Annotated in this window: 10 protein-coding genes; 8 read left to right on the top strand and 2 right to left on the bottom strand. The window is 72.9% G+C overall.

Annotated elements, in window-relative coordinates; genetic code table 11:
• Nucleotides 1-215: 215 nt before the first annotated feature.
• Together WME89_RS00340 and WME89_RS00335 are read left to right on the top strand one after the other, a co-directional pair.
• A complete protein-coding gene (locus tag WME89_RS00340) occupies nucleotides 216-1,280 on the top strand; it encodes a PLP-dependent aminotransferase family protein (RefSeq protein ID WP_438007298.1) in 1,065 nt (354 codons plus the stop codon).
• Nucleotides 1,281-1,480: 200 nt separating this feature from the next.
• Nucleotides 1,481-2,308 (top strand): hypothetical protein, encoded by an 828-nt coding sequence (locus tag WME89_RS00335; protein WP_438007297.1) that lies wholly within the window; start codon nucleotides 1,481-1,483, stop codon nucleotides 2,306-2,308.
• 37 nt (nucleotides 2,309-2,345) lie between these two features.
• Here WME89_RS00335 and WME89_RS00330 read toward each other — a convergent pair whose 3' ends face one another.
• Nucleotides 2,346-3,131 carry a hypothetical protein gene (locus tag WME89_RS00330; RefSeq protein ID WP_438007296.1) on the bottom strand — a complete coding sequence of 262 codons (786 nt, stop codon included), beginning with the start codon at nucleotides 3,129-3,131 and terminating at the stop codon, nucleotides 2,346-2,348.
• A 399-nt stretch (nucleotides 3,132-3,530) separates the two neighbouring features.
• On the opposite strand from WME89_RS00330, the gene WME89_RS00325 reads away from it, so the two are divergent.
• The 6 genes from WME89_RS00325 (at nucleotide 3,531) to WME89_RS00300 (ending at nucleotide 11,360) form a co-directional block, all read left to right on the top strand.
• Nucleotides 3,531-4,205 (top strand): dienelactone hydrolase family protein, encoded by a 675-nt coding sequence (locus tag WME89_RS00325; protein ID WP_438007295.1) that lies wholly within the window; start codon nucleotides 3,531-3,533, stop codon nucleotides 4,203-4,205.
• A 78-nt stretch (nucleotides 4,206-4,283) separates the two neighbouring features.
• Nucleotides 4,284-5,639, top strand: a complete 1,356-nt coding sequence (locus tag WME89_RS00320) for a cyclic nucleotide-binding domain-containing protein (RefSeq protein WP_438007294.1) — start codon at nucleotides 4,284-4,286, stop codon at nucleotides 5,637-5,639.
• 272 nt (nucleotides 5,640-5,911) lie between these two features.
• The gene (locus WME89_RS00315) at nucleotides 5,912-7,480 is read left to right on the top strand and encodes a protein kinase domain-containing protein (protein ID WP_438007293.1); all 1,569 of its coding nucleotides are present in this window, start codon (nucleotides 5,912-5,914) and stop codon (nucleotides 7,478-7,480) included.
• An 8-nt stretch (nucleotides 7,481-7,488) separates the two neighbouring features.
• Nucleotides 7,489-8,472, top strand: a complete 984-nt coding sequence (locus tag WME89_RS00310) for a tetratricopeptide repeat protein (protein ID WP_438007292.1) — start codon at nucleotides 7,489-7,491, stop codon at nucleotides 8,470-8,472.
• Nucleotides 8,472-10,148: an SBBP repeat-containing protein gene (locus WME89_RS00305; protein ID WP_438007291.1), complete on the top strand. Its 1,677-nt coding sequence runs from the start codon at nucleotides 8,472-8,474 to the stop codon at nucleotides 10,146-10,148. The genes WME89_RS00310 and WME89_RS00305 overlap by 1 nt, the downstream gene beginning before the upstream one ends.
• Nucleotides 10,149-10,691: 543 nt before the next feature.
• Nucleotides 10,692-11,360: a hypothetical protein gene (locus WME89_RS00300; RefSeq protein WP_438007290.1), complete on the top strand. Its 669-nt coding sequence runs from the start codon at nucleotides 10,692-10,694 to the stop codon at nucleotides 11,358-11,360.
• Nucleotides 11,361-11,574: 214 nt separating this feature from the next.
• On the opposite strand, the gene WME89_RS00295 is transcribed toward WME89_RS00300, so the two are convergent.
• Nucleotides 11,575-15,465, bottom strand: coding sequence for a lamin tail domain-containing protein (locus tag WME89_RS00295; protein ID WP_438007289.1), 3,891 nt, complete (start codon nucleotides 15,463-15,465; stop codon nucleotides 11,575-11,577).
• Between the last annotated feature and the right edge of the window lie 49 nt (nucleotides 15,466-15,514).

Raw genomic sequence — 15,514 nt, 5'->3', positions numbered from 1 at the left:
CTGCCGCCGCCTGAGGGGTCTTCCGCTCCGTCTGGAGACGGACAGCGTAGACGGCACCATCCTTGAATGGGCTCCGCTCGGACCCTGAAATTATGAACGCCACCGCGCTCGCAACACCTCCTCCCTCGTCCTCCTACGCCCGCTCATCACAGGCCCCGACGTCCAGCACCGCGCCGCGGAGCGGGACGCGGCTCGGCGGCCTCGACGGGTTCGAGATGCTGAAGCGACGGGCCGCGGAGACGCCTGGGCTCATCAGCTTCGCGGGGGGGCTGCCCGCGCCCGGGGAGTTCCCGCGCACCAAGCTCGCGGCCTCGTTCGTCCGCGCCCTCCAGAGCCCGAGCTGCCCCGCGCTCCAGTACGGCTGGCCCGAGGGCGACGAGGACCTGCGCTCCTGGATCGCCGGGCAGCTGCGCCGGCGCGGCGCCAGCGTGGCTCGCGACGACATCATCGTGACGAGCGGCGCGCAGCAGGCCGTGTCCCTCGCGGCGCAGATGGTCCGCGGGGCCGGCGCCCGGATCGGCGTCGAGGCCGAGAGCTACCCCGGCGCGCTCGAGCTGTTCCAGGCGCTCGGCATGACCGCCGTCGACGACAGAAGCAACGTGGACGCGTACTACATCATGCCCGCGCTCTCCAATCCGCGCGGACGCAAGCTGTCGGCTCATGAGCGGGCGAGGGTCCTCTCGACCCTCCGGCCCATCATCGAGGACGACGCCTACGCCGATCTCTGCTTCGACGGCGCCGCCCCGCGGCCGCTCCTGGCCGAGGCGCCCGATCGCGTGTTCCACGTGGGGACCTTCTCGAAGACGCTGTGCCCCGGGCTGCGCGTCGGCTGGCTGGTGCCGCCGCGGGCGCTCCGGGCCGACGTCCTCAAGCTGAAGCAAGCCGAAGACCTGCAAGCCGCCAGCCTGCCGCAGGCGATCCTCGAGGACTATCTCCGCAACGAGGACTTCGATCAGCGGCTCGTGCGCCTGCGCGAGTTCTACGCCCGCCGCGCCGCCCGCATGGAGCAAGCGCTCCGCCGGCACCTGCCCGGCTGGCGGTTCGAGCCGCCGGCGGGCGGCTTCGCGATCTGGGCCGAGCCCGACGCCCAGCCCAACGAGGCGTTCTTCCTGGCCGCCGCGATCGAGCACGGCGTCGCCTTCGACCCGGGGTCGCTGTTCCGGGCGAACGGCGCCGTGAGCCCGTTCGCCTTGCGGCTGTGCTTCTCGTCCGTGTCGCGCGACGAGGAGCTCGACGAGGGCGTGCGCCGCCTGGCGCGGTGCTGGGCCGAGGTCGCGTGAGCTCCCCGGCGCCCCCCGCGGGCGCCGCGCGCGCGAGCCCGCCCCGCGGCGACTCTGGCGCCTCGATGTAGCCTGGCGCCGTCGGCGCCGCGCCTCGTCCTCTTGCCTTCTTCCCGGCAGCTGGCGATTTGCCGGCTCGGGCGCGTTCCGGACGGCGTCGACAACGCGCGATCTTGCCCCAGAGATCGTCGGGGGGAGACATGATCACTGCAACCCGCCGCTCGACGCTGCGCGCGCGATCCGCGCGGCTCACCGCACTTGCCGCGACGCTGGCGGCCGTCCTCGCGTCCGCGTCCCCGGCGCGCGCGCGCCAGACCTTCTTCGATTACGGCGATCACGCGAGCGCCGAGGATGCGCTCGAGTTCTCCGAACTCTTTCTTTCTCGTATCGTGTATTCCGAGCTCGGGTGTCCGAGCCGCCCGGTGTGGCTGAAGCTCGAGGCCGCGAAGGGCGAGACGCTGCACGTGCGGCTCGGCATGCCCGCGCTCCCCGCGCTCCGCCGCGAGCGCCCCTCCCTCGCGCTGCTCGGCCCCGGCCTGCCGCGGCCGGCGGGGCTGCCCTTCGAGGCGCCCGCGGGCGTCGGCGCGCAGGTCTTCTCGACCAGCACCGTGCGCGCGGTGGCGGCGGTCCGCGAGCCCGTCACCGACAGCCGCTCCTGGCTCCTGCTCGATCGGCGGATCGAGCTGCCCGAGGACGGGAGCTATTCCCTTGTCGCGTGGAGCCCGGAGGGGCACCGCGTGCGGCTCTGGATCGCGGTCGGCGACGAGCCGACCGAGGAGCGCAGCAACGTGGACGACCCCGTGGAGCGCGCGAAGGCGTTCCACCAGCCCTGGACGGCGCCGGACCTCAGCGCGCCCTGCTCGCCCGTGGGCCCCCCGGCGCGCGCGAGGCCCGCGGGCGACCCCGCGACGGCGTCCTGCGCGCACGCCGCGGGGCCTGCACGGGGCCCGCTGCCCGCGCTCGCGGTGGTCGCGCTCGCCGGCGTCGCGACGCGGCGCGCGCGGCGCCGCGGCCCGCCGCGGGGGTGAGCGGCGACGGGGCTGCTCGGGAGCGCCGCCGGGGCGCTCACTGCTCGAGCGCCCCGCCCGGCTTGTGCGGGACGGGCGGGCGGCGCTCGAGCAGCTCCCGCGCCGCGGCGCGGACGACGGCGGGAACGTCCGGCGCCGCCACGAGCTGCAGGAGCTCGGGCCGCAGGAGGAGGCGCACCATGGGCACCGCGATCTCCGGCGGCGCGCCCGGGTTCTGCACGATGGCCATGCGCACGCGCGCGCGCTGGGGCCACTCCGGGTGCCGCGCGATCTCGGTCATGACCTCCGGGTTCGCCGGGCGCCGCGCCGCGAGGCGGACGACGTCGTCCTCGGTGAGGCGCGGGTTCGCGAGCAGGTTGCGGATCACGAGCGGGTGCGGGTCCCGGAGCAGGGCGTCGAAGGCGGCGCGCGTCGGCCGCCGCGCCAGCGCGCGCCGCTCGCCGAGCGTCAGCGCGCGGCCGGCGCTCGACGTGGCGAGGTGGCGCTCGTCGGGCGGCGGCGGCGACGTCGGCTGCGCCTCGTGGCGCCGCGGCTTGCGGCGCAGGAGCCGCGAGAGCGACAGCAGGGCGCCCGAGGCGGCGAGCTCGCGGAGCCGCTCGACCCGCTCGGAGAGCGCCGGATCCGCGAGGACCGGCACGGCGGCGCCGAGCACGTCGCGCGCGACCGGACTGGCCTGCTCGGCGTCGCGGCAGAGGTCGTCGAGCGCGCGGGCGACGGAGAGGAGGTCGTCGCGCAGCAGCTCGCTCCGCAGGTACGCGACCCGCAGCCGGAGCTCTTTCAGGGAAGAGACGGCTCGCCTCCATCGCTCCGCCAGCGGATCCACGCGGTCAACTTAGCTCGCCGGCGCGCCGGCGCGTAGCGCGCCGGGCAGATCGCGGTGCGCCGCGCGCGCTGGACGGTTATCCTGCGCCGCGCCAGAGGGGACGGCGGAGCCGATCCCCGTTCGTTCGCAGGGGACGGCGGAGCCGATCCCCGTTCGTTCGCAGGGGACGGCGGAGCCGATCCCCGTTCGTTCGCAGGGGACGGCGGAGCTGATCCCTGTTCGTTCACAGGGACGGCCCACGCCGGTCCCCATCTGCTCACAGGGACCGCGCACGCCGGTCCCCATCTGCTCACAGGGACCGCGCACGCCGGTCCCATCTGCTCACAGGGACCGCGCACGCCGGTCCCATCTGCTCACAGGGACCGCGCACGCCGGTCCCGTCTCGAAGGGAGGAGTCGCATGTCCGAGAAGGTTTCATTCGCCGCGAAAGATGGATCCTCGGCGACCGGCGAGATCGTCTGGCCGAAGCAGGGCGGCAGATCGCCCGCCGTCGTCCTGATCCAGGAGTGGTGGGGCCTGAACGACCACATCCGCTCGCTGCTCGACCGGCTCGGGGCCGCCGGGTTCATCGCCCTCGCGCCCGACCTCTACCACGGCAAGGTCACCGGGGACGCGACCGAGGCCAACCGGCTCATGACCGAGCTCGACAAGCCGCGCGCCCTCGACGAGATCGCCGGCGCGGTGCGCTTCCTGTCGGCGCACGAGCGGTCGAACGGCAAGGTCGGCGTCATGGGGTTCTGCATGGGCGGCGCGCTCAGCTTCGCCGCCGCGGCGACCATCCCGGAGCTCGCGGCCGTGGTGCCCTTCTACGGCGTCCCGAGCCCCGCCCCCGATTACTCGCGCGTCAAGGCGCCCATCCTCGCCCATTTCGCCGCGCGCGACGGGTGGGCGACGCCGGCCGCCGCCGAGGCGATCCGGAAGGAGCTCGCCGCGCGCGGCCAGTCCATGGAGCTCCACATCTACGACGCCGATCACGCGTTCGCGAACGACACGCGCCCCGAGGTCCACAACCCCGACGCGGCCAGGATCGCGTGGGAACGGAGCATCGAGTTCCTGAAGCAGCACCTCGGCTGAGCGCAGCGCCGCGGCCCTGCCGGCGTGCGCGCGGCGCTTCTTTGCCGCCGCGTAACGAACCCTGATATAGACGCTCACATGGCCCTCCCCCCGGTCCTCCCGGGCTCGACGCAACAGGCGGAGTCGCCTATCGACCGAGCGCTCTCGCTTGCGCTCGCGGGAGAGCGCGACGCCGCGCTCCGCTGGGCCGCGGCGCTGGTCCGGCACGACCCGACCATGCCGTCGGCGCTCTGCCTCTGCGGGCGCCTCCTCGGCGAGCTGAACCGGCACGAGGCCGCGCGCGAGGCGTGCTCCACCGCCATCGTCCGCGCGGTCGACCTCGAAAACCTGCCGCTCGCCGTGGCGGCCGCGCGCGAGAGCGAGCGCTTCGGCGGCGATCCAGGGCCCGGGCTCGACCTGATCGCCGAGGCGTTCTGCAAGGACTCGCCGCGGCTCGGCGAGGGCGCGCCGCCGCCGCCGCCCCTGCCGACCGCGGACGCGTTCCAGCCGCTCGCCTCCGTGCTCACCGGGGCGCTCCTGCTCAACAAGGCGACCGAGATCATCCACGACGCGACCCGCAGGCTGGCCGCCCAGGCCGACCACCCCGGCATCGCGCCCCAGCCGGTCTTCTCGGCCATCCGGCGCGACGCGCTCCGCGCGCTCTGCGCGGCGTTCACGCCGATCTGGGTGGCGGCGGGGACGACCGTCATCGAGCAGGGCGCGGCGCGCAGCGAGGCCTACTTCGTGGCGCGCGGGGAGCTCGAGGCGCGGCGCCGGCGCGGGAGCGAGGAGATCGTCCTCGCGCGGCTCACGAACGGCACGATGTTCGGCGAGATGGCGCTCCTCTCCCGGTCGCCCCGCACCGGGAGCGTCGTCGCCACGCGGCCCTCCATCGTGCTCGAGGTGCAGCGCGACGCGGTCGACGACATCGCGCAGCGCGAGCCCGAGGTGGCCGCGGAGCTCGCCGCCTACTGCCGGGATCGCATGGTGCAGAACCTCGTCCGCATGAGCGACGTGCTCCGCGTCCTCCCCGAGGGCGACAGGCCCGCGCTCGTGAAGCGGTTTCGCACGCGGACGTTCGAGAAAAACGAGCGGCTGCTCGTGCAGGATGAGCGGCCCCCCGGCCTGTTCCTCATCGCCTCCGGCGAGGTCGCCGTGGTCCGCCGCGACGCCGCGGACGACTCCCGCGGCGAGCCGCTCGTGCTCTCGACGCTCGGCCCCGGCGAAGTCGCCGGCGAGGTCGCGATGGTCCTGCGCCGCGCGGCGAACGCCGACGTGATCGCCGTCCACCCCACGGTGGCGCTGTACCTGCCGGACACCGAGTTCATGGGTCTGGTCGAGGATCACCCGGCCGTGCTGGCGCAACTCTACAAGCTCGCCGTCCAGCGCGACGCCGAGACCACGAGCATCATGGCCGAGGAGGTCTCCGTGGCCGAGGACTTCGTGTTGATCTAGAGTACCGTTCGGCTCGAAAACCAGGAAATGGACCACGGTTGCACAGAGTTTTTGTTGTTGTTCCCTCTGTGCCTCTGTGGTTCAAACTCTCTCCTGTACGGCTTTTCAACCTGTTCGGTGCTCTAGCAGCGTCCTGCGAGCACGAGGCGCGCGCAGATTGACGCCTCGCGCCATGCCCCGTAGACTTTCAGTCTATCTGTTGTTCTTGTTGACCAGCACTGAACAATCACCAGCGTAGGGTAGGCCACGCGCGCACCACAGGTCCTGCGACAATGACGACGAACGCGTTCGGGCTGGAAGGGCAGGTGCTGGTCGGCCGGTATCGGCTGATCCGCCCTCTCCGCTCGGGCAGCATGGGGACCGTCTGGCGCGCGGATGACCTCACGCTCGGCTCGCCTGTCGCGATCAAGCGGCTCGGCCCTCTGTACGCGAAGGACGAGGCGGTCCGCGCGCGCTTCTACCAGGAGGCGCAGGCGGCGGCGGCGCTCCGCAGCCCGAACGTCGTGCAGATCCTCGATCACGGCGTCGACGACGACGTCCCCTTCATCGCGATGGAGCTCCTCGAGGGCGAGGATCTCGCGCACCGGCTCGAGCGCACCGGCCCGCTCTCCGCGGCCGACACGGTGCGCATCTTCGCCGACGTCGCGCGCGCCGTCCGCAAGGCCCACGACGCCGGCATCGTCCACCGCGACCTCAAGCCCGACAACATCTTCCTCGCCCGCGACGACGACCGCGAGGTGGCCAAGGTGCTCGATTTCGGCGTCGCGAAGACGCGTATGTCCGGCGCCGAGGGCATGGGCACGCAGGCCGGCGTGCTGATCGGGACGCTGCCGTACATGAGCCCTGAGCAGGCGCAGGGCGCGGCCGTCGATTGCCGGTCGGACCTGTGGGCGCTCGGGGTCATCGCCTTCGAGTGCGTCTGCGGCCGCCCGGCGATCACCGCCGAGGCGCCCGGCGCGATGATCCTCGAGATCTGCAGCGAGCCGCTGCCCGTCCCCTCGCAGGTCGCGCCCGTGCCCGTGCCGCCGGCGTTCGACGAGTGGTTCGTGCAGGCGTGCAGCCGCGATCCGAACGAGCGCTTCCCCTCGGCGACGGCGATGGTCGACGCGCTGCGCGCCGCGCTCCTGCCGGCGGGCGAGGCGGTGGAGACCGGCAGGGCGTCGCGCGTGTCCGGCGCGCCGAGCTCGATCCCGCCGGCCTCGGCGCCTCCTGTCTCGGCGCCCCCGCTGTCCGCGTCTCCGGTCTCGGCCTCTCCGGCGTCGGCCTCTCCGGCGTCGGCCCCGCCGGTCTCGACCCCGCCGAGCGGGAACACGGCCCCGCCGCCGAGCCTCGATGACGCGGATATCGACGACTGGAAACCTCGCCGCGCCGTTCCGGTGACCGTCATCGTGCTTGGCCTGGCTGCGTCCCTCCTCGGCGCATGGCTCCTCACGAGCGGGAGCAAGCCTGACGGCGGCCCGCCCCCGCCCGCGCAGCAGTCCCGCGCGGAGCCGCCGTCGGTGGCGCTCGACACGCCGCCCGCCGCGCCGGCGAACGGCCCTGTGGCGGCCACGGCGCCCGAGAGGGCGACGCCCGAGCCGAGCGTCGCGCCCTCCCCGGACTCGAACCGCGCGGCGGCCACGACGCCCGCGAGCGAGGAGAGCCCCGCGCCGGCTCGCCGAGTCGCCCCCGCCGCCGCCCCCACCTGGACGGCGCGCGCGCTGTCCAGCACGGCGCCGCCGCCCGCGCGCTCGGGCAAGGCCGGCTCCTCCGCGCTGCGGAACAAGCCCCAGTCCACGCCAGCTGGCGCGACCGCGCCCTCCGGCACGGCGGGCTCCACGGACCGGCGCCTCGGCTTCTGAGAAGGCGAATGAACGCTCGAACGAGGGCCCTCGGGACCGCAACCATCGCGCTCGCGCTCCTGCTCGCGGCGCCGGCGCGGGCCGCCGACGTCGACCCCGCCACCGTGAACGCTGCCCGAGCGCTCGCGGAGGAGGGCCTGGCCCACTTCGACAAGGGCGAATACGCGGCGGCGCTCGACAAGCTGGGACGCGCTGACGAGCTGATCCACGCGCCCACCATCGGCCTTTATGCGGCGCGCGCCCTCGAGCAGCTCGGGCGCCTCATCGAGGCCTCCGAGCGCTACCTGCAGGTGAGCCGCATGCCGCTCGACGCCGCGGCCAGCGACGTCTTCAAGGCGGCGGTCGCCGACGCCGGGAACGCGTACAACGATCTCAAGCCGCGGATCCCCAAGCTCGCTGTCGGGGTCCGCGGCGCCCCGGAGCGCGAGGTGCAGATCACCATCGACGGCAAGCCGGTGCCGCCCGCGCTCGTGGGCGTCAGCCGCCCTGTCGATCCTGGCAAGCACGTGGTCGAGGGCACGTGGGCAGGCCGTGTCGTCCGGCAGGAGGTCACCATGTCCGAGCGCCAGGAAACGGCCGTCGCGCTCGAGTTTCCCGGCGTCGCCCGCCGGCCCGTCCTCCCCCCGGCGCCCGCCGGCTCCGCGCCGGGCACCCCGCAGCGCGTGCTCGGATGGACCGCGGTCGGCACAGGCGCCGCAGCGCTCGTCGTCGGGGGCATCACGTTCGGCGTCGCGAGCGCGCTGCGCAGCGACCTGATCGGCCTCGGATGCACCGAGAGGGTCGTATGCCCGGACACGCCGGACACGCGCGACAAGCTGGACTCGTACAACACGGTGCGCCTCGTGCCTGCGCCGGCGCTCATCGTGGGTGGAGCGCTCGCCGCGGGGGGCGTCGCGCTGCTCCTCACGCTGCCATCTGCGTCGAAGCCCAGGGGCGCGACGGCTCGTCTGTGGATATCGCCGTCGGGTGCGGGGATCGCGGGGGTCTTCTGATGGAACGCAGCGGCTTCGTCATCGTTTGCTGCGCGCTCGGCGTGGCCGGCGCGCTGGGCGGGTGCTTCGACAAGGGCGTGATCGCGGCGGACGCCGGCGGCGGCGACGCCGCGCAGGGCGGCCTGGGCGGCCTGGGCGGCGGCACGGGCGGGGCGGGCGGCCTGGGCGGCGCCGACGACGCGACATCGACATCATCCACCGGCGGCGGCGGGGGGGAATGTCAGCCATGTTATGAAGGCCCCCCCGAGACCCGGGACGTCGGCGCGTGCAAGAGCGGCTGTCTACAGGGCGGCGTGTGCGATGACGACGTGCTCCCCAGGGCCGAGCGCTGCGCGACGGCGGACGACGAGAACTGCGATGAAGAGCCCTCGTGCACCGGAGAGCACGAGTGGAGCATCAGGATCGGAGAGAACGGCGAGAACGGCGACAAGGAAGGTCTCGGCGTCGCCTTCGACGGCGAGGGGAACATCCTGGTCGCGGGGAGCTTCACCGGAACGCTGGGCTCCACCCCGAGCCTGGGCTCGAACGACGGCTTCATCACCAAGCTCAAGCCCAGCGGAGACACGTACGCGAACTGGCCAAGGACGTTCGGTGGACCGGGCACGGATCACTGCAGCGTCGTGGCGCGCGACGCGGACAACAACGTGATCATGGCGGGGACGTTCGATGGCGACGCCAACATCGGCGGGACGTCGTTCCACAGCCAGGGAAGCACGGACGTGTTCGTGGCGAAGCTCGACCCGCAGGGCAACGTGCTCTGGGTCGCCAGCATCAACGGTGGGAACCCAGAGCTCGTCTACGGGCTCGCGGTGGATTCGGAGAACAACATCGTCGTCGCGGGCGAGATCGGCACCACGGCCACCTTGGTGGACTCGATGGCGAGGACAAGGAGGATGAACGGCCTCGGCGGGGGCGACATCTTCGTCGTGAAGCTCGACGGTGCGGGGGGCCTCCTCTGGGACAGCCACTTCGGCAACTCGAGCCATCAGGCGGCGCTGGACGTCGCGATCACGCCCGACAACGAGGTGGTCGTGGTCGGCCGCAGCTCGGGCAACCTGGACTTCGGGAGGTTCGTCCTCTCCGCGACGGACCAGGACGCCTTCGTGGCGAAGCTCGACGCGACGACGGGGGAGCCGTCGTGGGCCAAGATCTTCGGCGGATCCATGGACCAGGAGTTCGCGGGCGTCGCGGCGGACCGCGAGGGAAACATCGTCGTCGCGGGGAGCACCAGGGGAGTGATCAACTTCGATGGATTGTTCTCGGCCTACGCCGGAGGGCTCGACGCTGTCGTCGCGGCCTTCGGTCCCGACGGCAGGCATCTCTGGAACCACAGCTATGGGGATGGGGAAGATCAGAAGGTGCTGGGGGTAGCGGCCGACCAGGCGGGCAACTTCCTCCTGGTCGGAGAGTTCGAGGGCTCCCTCAATGTCCTCGCCCCTCCCCTCGCGTCCCGCGGCAGCCACGACGCTTTCCTGGTGAAGCTCGATCCGGCCGGGGAGACGGTCTGGGCAAAGCCGTTCGGCAGAGACATGGACCAGCGCGCTACGGCCGTCGCCGTGGATGCGCTGGGGACCATCGTGTTCACGGGCAGGTTCAGCGGCAGCATCGATCTCGGGGGAGATGTCATGACCAGCCAGGTGGGTCACGACGCGTTCGTCGCCAGGCTGCAGCCCTGACGTCCACCTCGCGGCGCGCGCGCTCCGCCGCTCTCGGCCGGCCCCGCGCGGCGTCCTCCTCGCCCCACCAGATCAGCCTGCCGCCGCAAAGCATGCACGGCCAAGGCTGGATAGAGGGTGCCGCGAGGAAAACACCATCGGGTGGATCCCGAAGGCACGTATGCCGCCCTCCGGTGAGGAGGCTGCGGCGTGACGCGATTGACCTGCTCGCCCCGTGCAAGGTCAAGAGAGGGATGCGGATCGCGCGCTGAGCGGTGGCGAATTTTCCTTCGCTGCCACACGAGCCCTCTCCGGAGAGACAGCGCGCAGCGCAGGACATCCGATAGACCAGGGGAACACGCCACGGTCCGGTGAGCGCTCCGTGTACCAGAGCGATCGATCCACCCGGATCGGCCATGGCTCGCCCGTGAAGCGCCACAGCGCTCCCGCTTCGCTCGTCAATCTCGCTCTCCGCAAGCTCCGCGCCATGCGATGGGGAGGTCCTCACACCTGGCACCACACTTGCCTGGCATGGAGTCGTTCTCGGCGGAGGAGGTCTGCGCGATGATCAACAATCAAGAGAGCCGGGGGGCGCTCTCCTATCAACCTGTCACGCACGTTCAGGGGACGATGACGGGCGTGCACGCGGCGGTCCAGGTTCCTCCCAGCATTGCGCCGGTGGCGGCGAGCGTGCCGCCGCCCATGTCGGCCGCGGAGGACCTGGATCGCGAGCTCGAAGCGCTCGCCCAGGGCGTGCGGCAGAAGCGGCGGAATCGCCTCGTTGTCGGGATGGGGCTGATCCTGGCGGCCGCGGCGGCGTTCACGGTCAACACCTTTGACGGCAAGGTGAAGGCGGCCGAGGCGGCGCAGGCCGAGGCGGTGGCCGCGCGCATCGCCGAGCAGGACCGGATCGCGCAGCTCAACCTCGAGCTCGAAGCGCGCAACAGGAAGATCTCCGAGCTGAGCACCGCGCTCGACTCCGCCAGGAGCGACGCCGAGAAGGCGCAGAAGGAGTTCGCCGCGTACAAGGCCGCGGAGGAGGCGAAGGCGGCTGCGGCCGAGGACGAGGAGGAAGCCGACGAGAAGACGTCGAAGGCCCCGTCGAAGGCGGCCGCGGTCAAGCGCGGCCGGGCGGCGCCGGCCAAGGCCGCGCGGGGCGCCCGCGTGGCGGCGTCGAAGAAGAGCGGGAAGTGCGTGTGCAAGCAGGGCGACCCGCTCTGCGGCTGCCTGTGAGCTGCGGCTCACGGCTCATCCTCTTTTCCTGACACAGCTGACAGGGCCGGGGCGCCGGCGAGCCTGGCCGGACTGCTGGCGGGCGGAAGTAGCCGACCGATCCAGGCGCCCGGCGAGGCCCGCGCGGCGAGGGCGGCGCGGCGGGACCGGTGGAACGGCGCCGCGGCCGAGGCGCGCTGCGCGGAGGAGCGCAGCGGCGCGCCTCGGCCGCGGCTCACGGCACGTTCGCCGCGCCGGGCGTCATCGTCGCGGAGAACGCCCAGTCGGCCGCGGCCTGGTTCGTGTCCGTCCCGTCAGGCAGGCGACAGAGCGATCCGGGCGCCGTGGCCAGGTTGCTGTCCGCCACGGAAAGGGGCAGCACCTCGCCCTCGACGAGGCTGATGCTGGCCCCCTCGATCGTGGCGGCGGTGATGGGCCCCTCGTAGGAGAGCGCGTCAATCAAGTCTCCTGTCGCGGTGTTCATGAGCGCGATCCCGTCGGGAGCCCCGTTCTGCACCCGGTCGGTCTGCGTGCCCTCGAAGTCGATCTTCAGCGCTCCCTCCGGCACCGCGACCGCCGTGCTGCCGACCACGAGGTACTGGCCGTCGGCGAGGGTCCCGGCCGAGCCGAGATCGACTGTCTCGTAGGCGGACAGGGAGCTGGAAGAGCCATTGACCAGCACGAGCGCATGCCCCGCGAGGTCCACGGGCGCGCCGGTGCCGTTGTAGATCTCGATGAACTCGGCCCCATCCGTGCCCGCCTGGTCGTAGTCGACCTCGTTGATCACGAGCCCTCCGGTCGACGTCACGGCCTCCACGGTCGCGGTGACCGAGCTCGCTCCGAGCGTCGCGGTCACCGTGACGCCGGCCGCCGAGCCGCCGTCCACGTAGTCGAACGTGGCGCTCAGCTGCCAGCCCGGGACCGTCACCGACGCGGGGAGGGTGCCAGCGCCCGGCGGGTCGAGCGCGAGGGCGACGACGGCGCCGTCCGGCGGCGCGGGGATGTCGAGCGTCACGGTGAACGACACCATGCCGCCCGGCGCCACCGCGGCCTCGGCCGGGTCGAGCGAGGCGAGCGCCGGCGCCTCGGCCGGGTCGAGGACGCGCACCGCCGCGGTGAGGCTCACGTCGTCGAGCGTCGCGGTGAGGGTCACCGCCTCCGCCGCGGCGAGGGCGTCGAGCAGCACGACGGCGCTCGTCGCGCCGGCGGGCACCGTCGCGCCGCCGCCCACCACCGCGACGGCGGCAGGATCCCCGGAGGTCACGGCCACGAACGTGTCGGCCGGCGCCGGGCCGGAGAGCGTCACCTGCAGCGGCACCGGGACGGTCAGCGCGGCCGTCTGCCCCACGTAGGCGAACGACACCGGCGGCCCGAGCGCCACGAGCCGCGGCCGGCCCGCCACGAGGTCCTCCGCGCCGCGCGGCTCGATCTTCGAGTTGTCGTTCCGGTGGTCGAGGATGCCCCGGATCGCCGCGAAATTGTCGCCCACCGCCGGGAAGGGAGCGGCCAGGTACAGCAGATCGTTCACGCGCACACCGCCCGTGACGATGAACTCGTTGTACATGGCGTCGAGCCCGATCACCTTGACGTCCTCCACCTCGACGAGGACGCCCTCGAGCTCGGCGGCGCGCGGCCCGCCGGTGGCGATGTCGGCCGGCGCGACGCGCTCCGGCGGGGGCGCCGCCTCGCCGAGCGACGCGATCACCTCGACGACCGCGGAGCCGAGCTGGGTCTGGCCGAAGAAGCCCGCGACCACCGCGCTCGTGATCCGCACGCGATCGCCGGCGACCACGGTGTTCTCCGGGCTGAAGACGTAGACGCCGGAGTACGCGGGCCCCGCGTAGCCCGGGTCCCCGGGCTTCACCTGCACGAAGAAGCCGCTCGCGAACCTCCCCGTCACGAGCGCGTTCTCCAGGGCCACCGTCGCGCCCTCCGCGACCGTGCCTTGCTTGATGTCGTAGATGCTCACCGTGCAGCCCAGGGTCCCCGGGTTCGCCTGCGCCGGGCAGAGGTCGCACGGGTCGCCCTTGCCGTCGCGGTCCATGTCGGCCTGGTCGCGATTCTGGACGCTCGGGCAGTTGTCCGCGCCGTTCAGCACGCCGTCGTTGTCGCTGTCGTTCGGGTTCGGCGCCGAGCAGAGGGTGCTGCCGGCGTCGAGCGGGCACGCGTCGCAGGCGTCGCCGTCGCCGTCGCCGTCGAAGTCGGCCTGAGCCCCGTTGTCGAGCGGCCGGACGGGGTTGAAGACGCTGGGGCAGTCGTCCGCGCCGTTGGCGATGCCGTCGCCGTCGAGATCGGCGTCCGTCGGCTCCCCGGTGTAGACGGTCGAGCCGTTCACCGAGGCGTTCACGGGCGCGGTCGCCGCCCGCGACGGCGTGCAGAGCGGCTCGCGCTCGGGCTCGCCGCAGAAGAAGGCCGGGTAGATCTCCCCGGCCTCCCGCTCGAGCGCCTCCAGGCGCACCCCGATCTCGTCCTCGAGACAGACCTGCTTGGCGACGCCGCACACGTCGAGCTCGTCGCACACCTCCGCGCCCCGGACCGCCGACACCACGGCCGCATCGCCGTAGAGGACCTTCCCGCCGCGCATCACCAGCACGACGTCCTGCGGCTCGGCGGCGACGATCGCGCGGTGCGGGGCGCGCTGCGCGCCGTCGAAGATCGCGATGTCCGCGATCTTCCCCGTGGAGAGCGCCCCGATCACGTCGTCCGTGGCCGTGACCGCGGCGGCGTTCCCGGTCACCATCATCCACAGCTCCTCGTCGGTGAAGAAGCCGTCGTAGTACGTCTCGTTGAGCGACGCCGCGCACTGGAGCTCGCGCAGGAGGTTCATCGAGCCGGTCGCGATCCAGTCCGTGCCGAGCGCGATCTGCACCCCGAGCCGGGCGGCGGCGGTGACCACGGCGGTGTCGCCATAAAGGGTGATGTTGGAGCGGGGAGACCAGATGAGCCCCGTGCCCTTCGCCGCCATCGCGGCGTAATCGGGCGCGGTCAGGCCGATGCCGTGGATGTACGCGCTCTGCGGCTGCAGCACGTCGTTCGGCTCGGCCTGCAGGCAGACGAACTCGTTGCGCGCCGACGCCTCGATCCCCTCGGCGACGTGCGGGCAATAGGCGTCCTCGCCCTCGATGTCCTCCCGCGTCACCATGTCGTTCGAGTAGCCGCAGCCGCTCACGAGCTCGCGGCCGCTCGAGTCGCGGAGCGGGAAGGTGTCGAAGGCGACGGGGGTCTGGCCCAGGCCCTCCTGGTCGGCCCGGTCGAGGTTGCGGAGGAGCCCTGTCGCGCTCCCCGCGCCGACGATCGAGGTCGCGCCGCCCATCAGGAAGCGGAGCTCGCCCCAGCGGACCTGCGCCTGGCTGGCCGAGCCGGGGGTGTCGATCTCCGTGTGATCGCCGTTGCCGGTGCGCCAGTCGTGCCGGTGCTCATAGCGCTCCTCGGTCGGGGTATACGGGCTGTTCTGCGTGAACGTGATGTGGTCGTGCGGGTTGATCAGCGCCGGGGAGATGACGCCGGTCGGACACGTGATCTCCGTCGCGCCCGCCGCCTCGCAGTCGCAGCCCACGCACGCGATGGCCCCGCGCTCGTCCACGAGCACCCGCCCGCCGCGGTACACGGCGCCCGGGGCGAGCACGTCGCCGCGGATCAGCGTGGCGCCCGCGCCGGGCACGACCTCGCACGTCCCCCGCGGGAGCGGCGCCAGCTCCTCGCAGACGGTCTCCTGGGCCGGCGTCTTCGTGCAGTCGACCTCGCACCCGTCGCCGTCCGCCACGTTCCCGTCGTCGCACTGCTCGCCCGGATCGACGGCGCCGTCGCCGCAGCGCGGGGGCACCTCGAGCTCGCACTCCGCCGAGCAGCCGTCGCCGTCCTCCGTATTGCTGTCGTCGCACGCCTCGCCCGCGTCGAGCGCGCCGTCGCCGCAGCGCGGCCCGGGCTGCTCCTCGCGTTGGCACGTCGGCGAACAGCCGTCGCCGTCCGCTGTATTGCCGTCGTCGCACACCTCGCCCTCGTCGACCGTGCCGTCGCCGCACACGCCGGAGAGCCCGTCTCTCCCGCTGTCTCCGCAGCCACTGAAGAGCAAGAGACCGAGGAGCACGGCCAAGAGCCGCGCAGCGCGCATCGACTTGTGAGGCATGACGCTACTGTAGGCGATGCCGGCGCTCGCCGCTGTTTCGTTCAGATGA

The sequence above is a fragment of the Sorangium sp. So ce321 genome, assembly GCF_051530195.1.
Taxonomy (GTDB): Bacteria; Myxococcota_A; Polyangia; order Polyangiales; family Polyangiaceae; genus Sorangium.
This window is presented reverse-complemented; position numbering and strand designations above follow the sequence as displayed.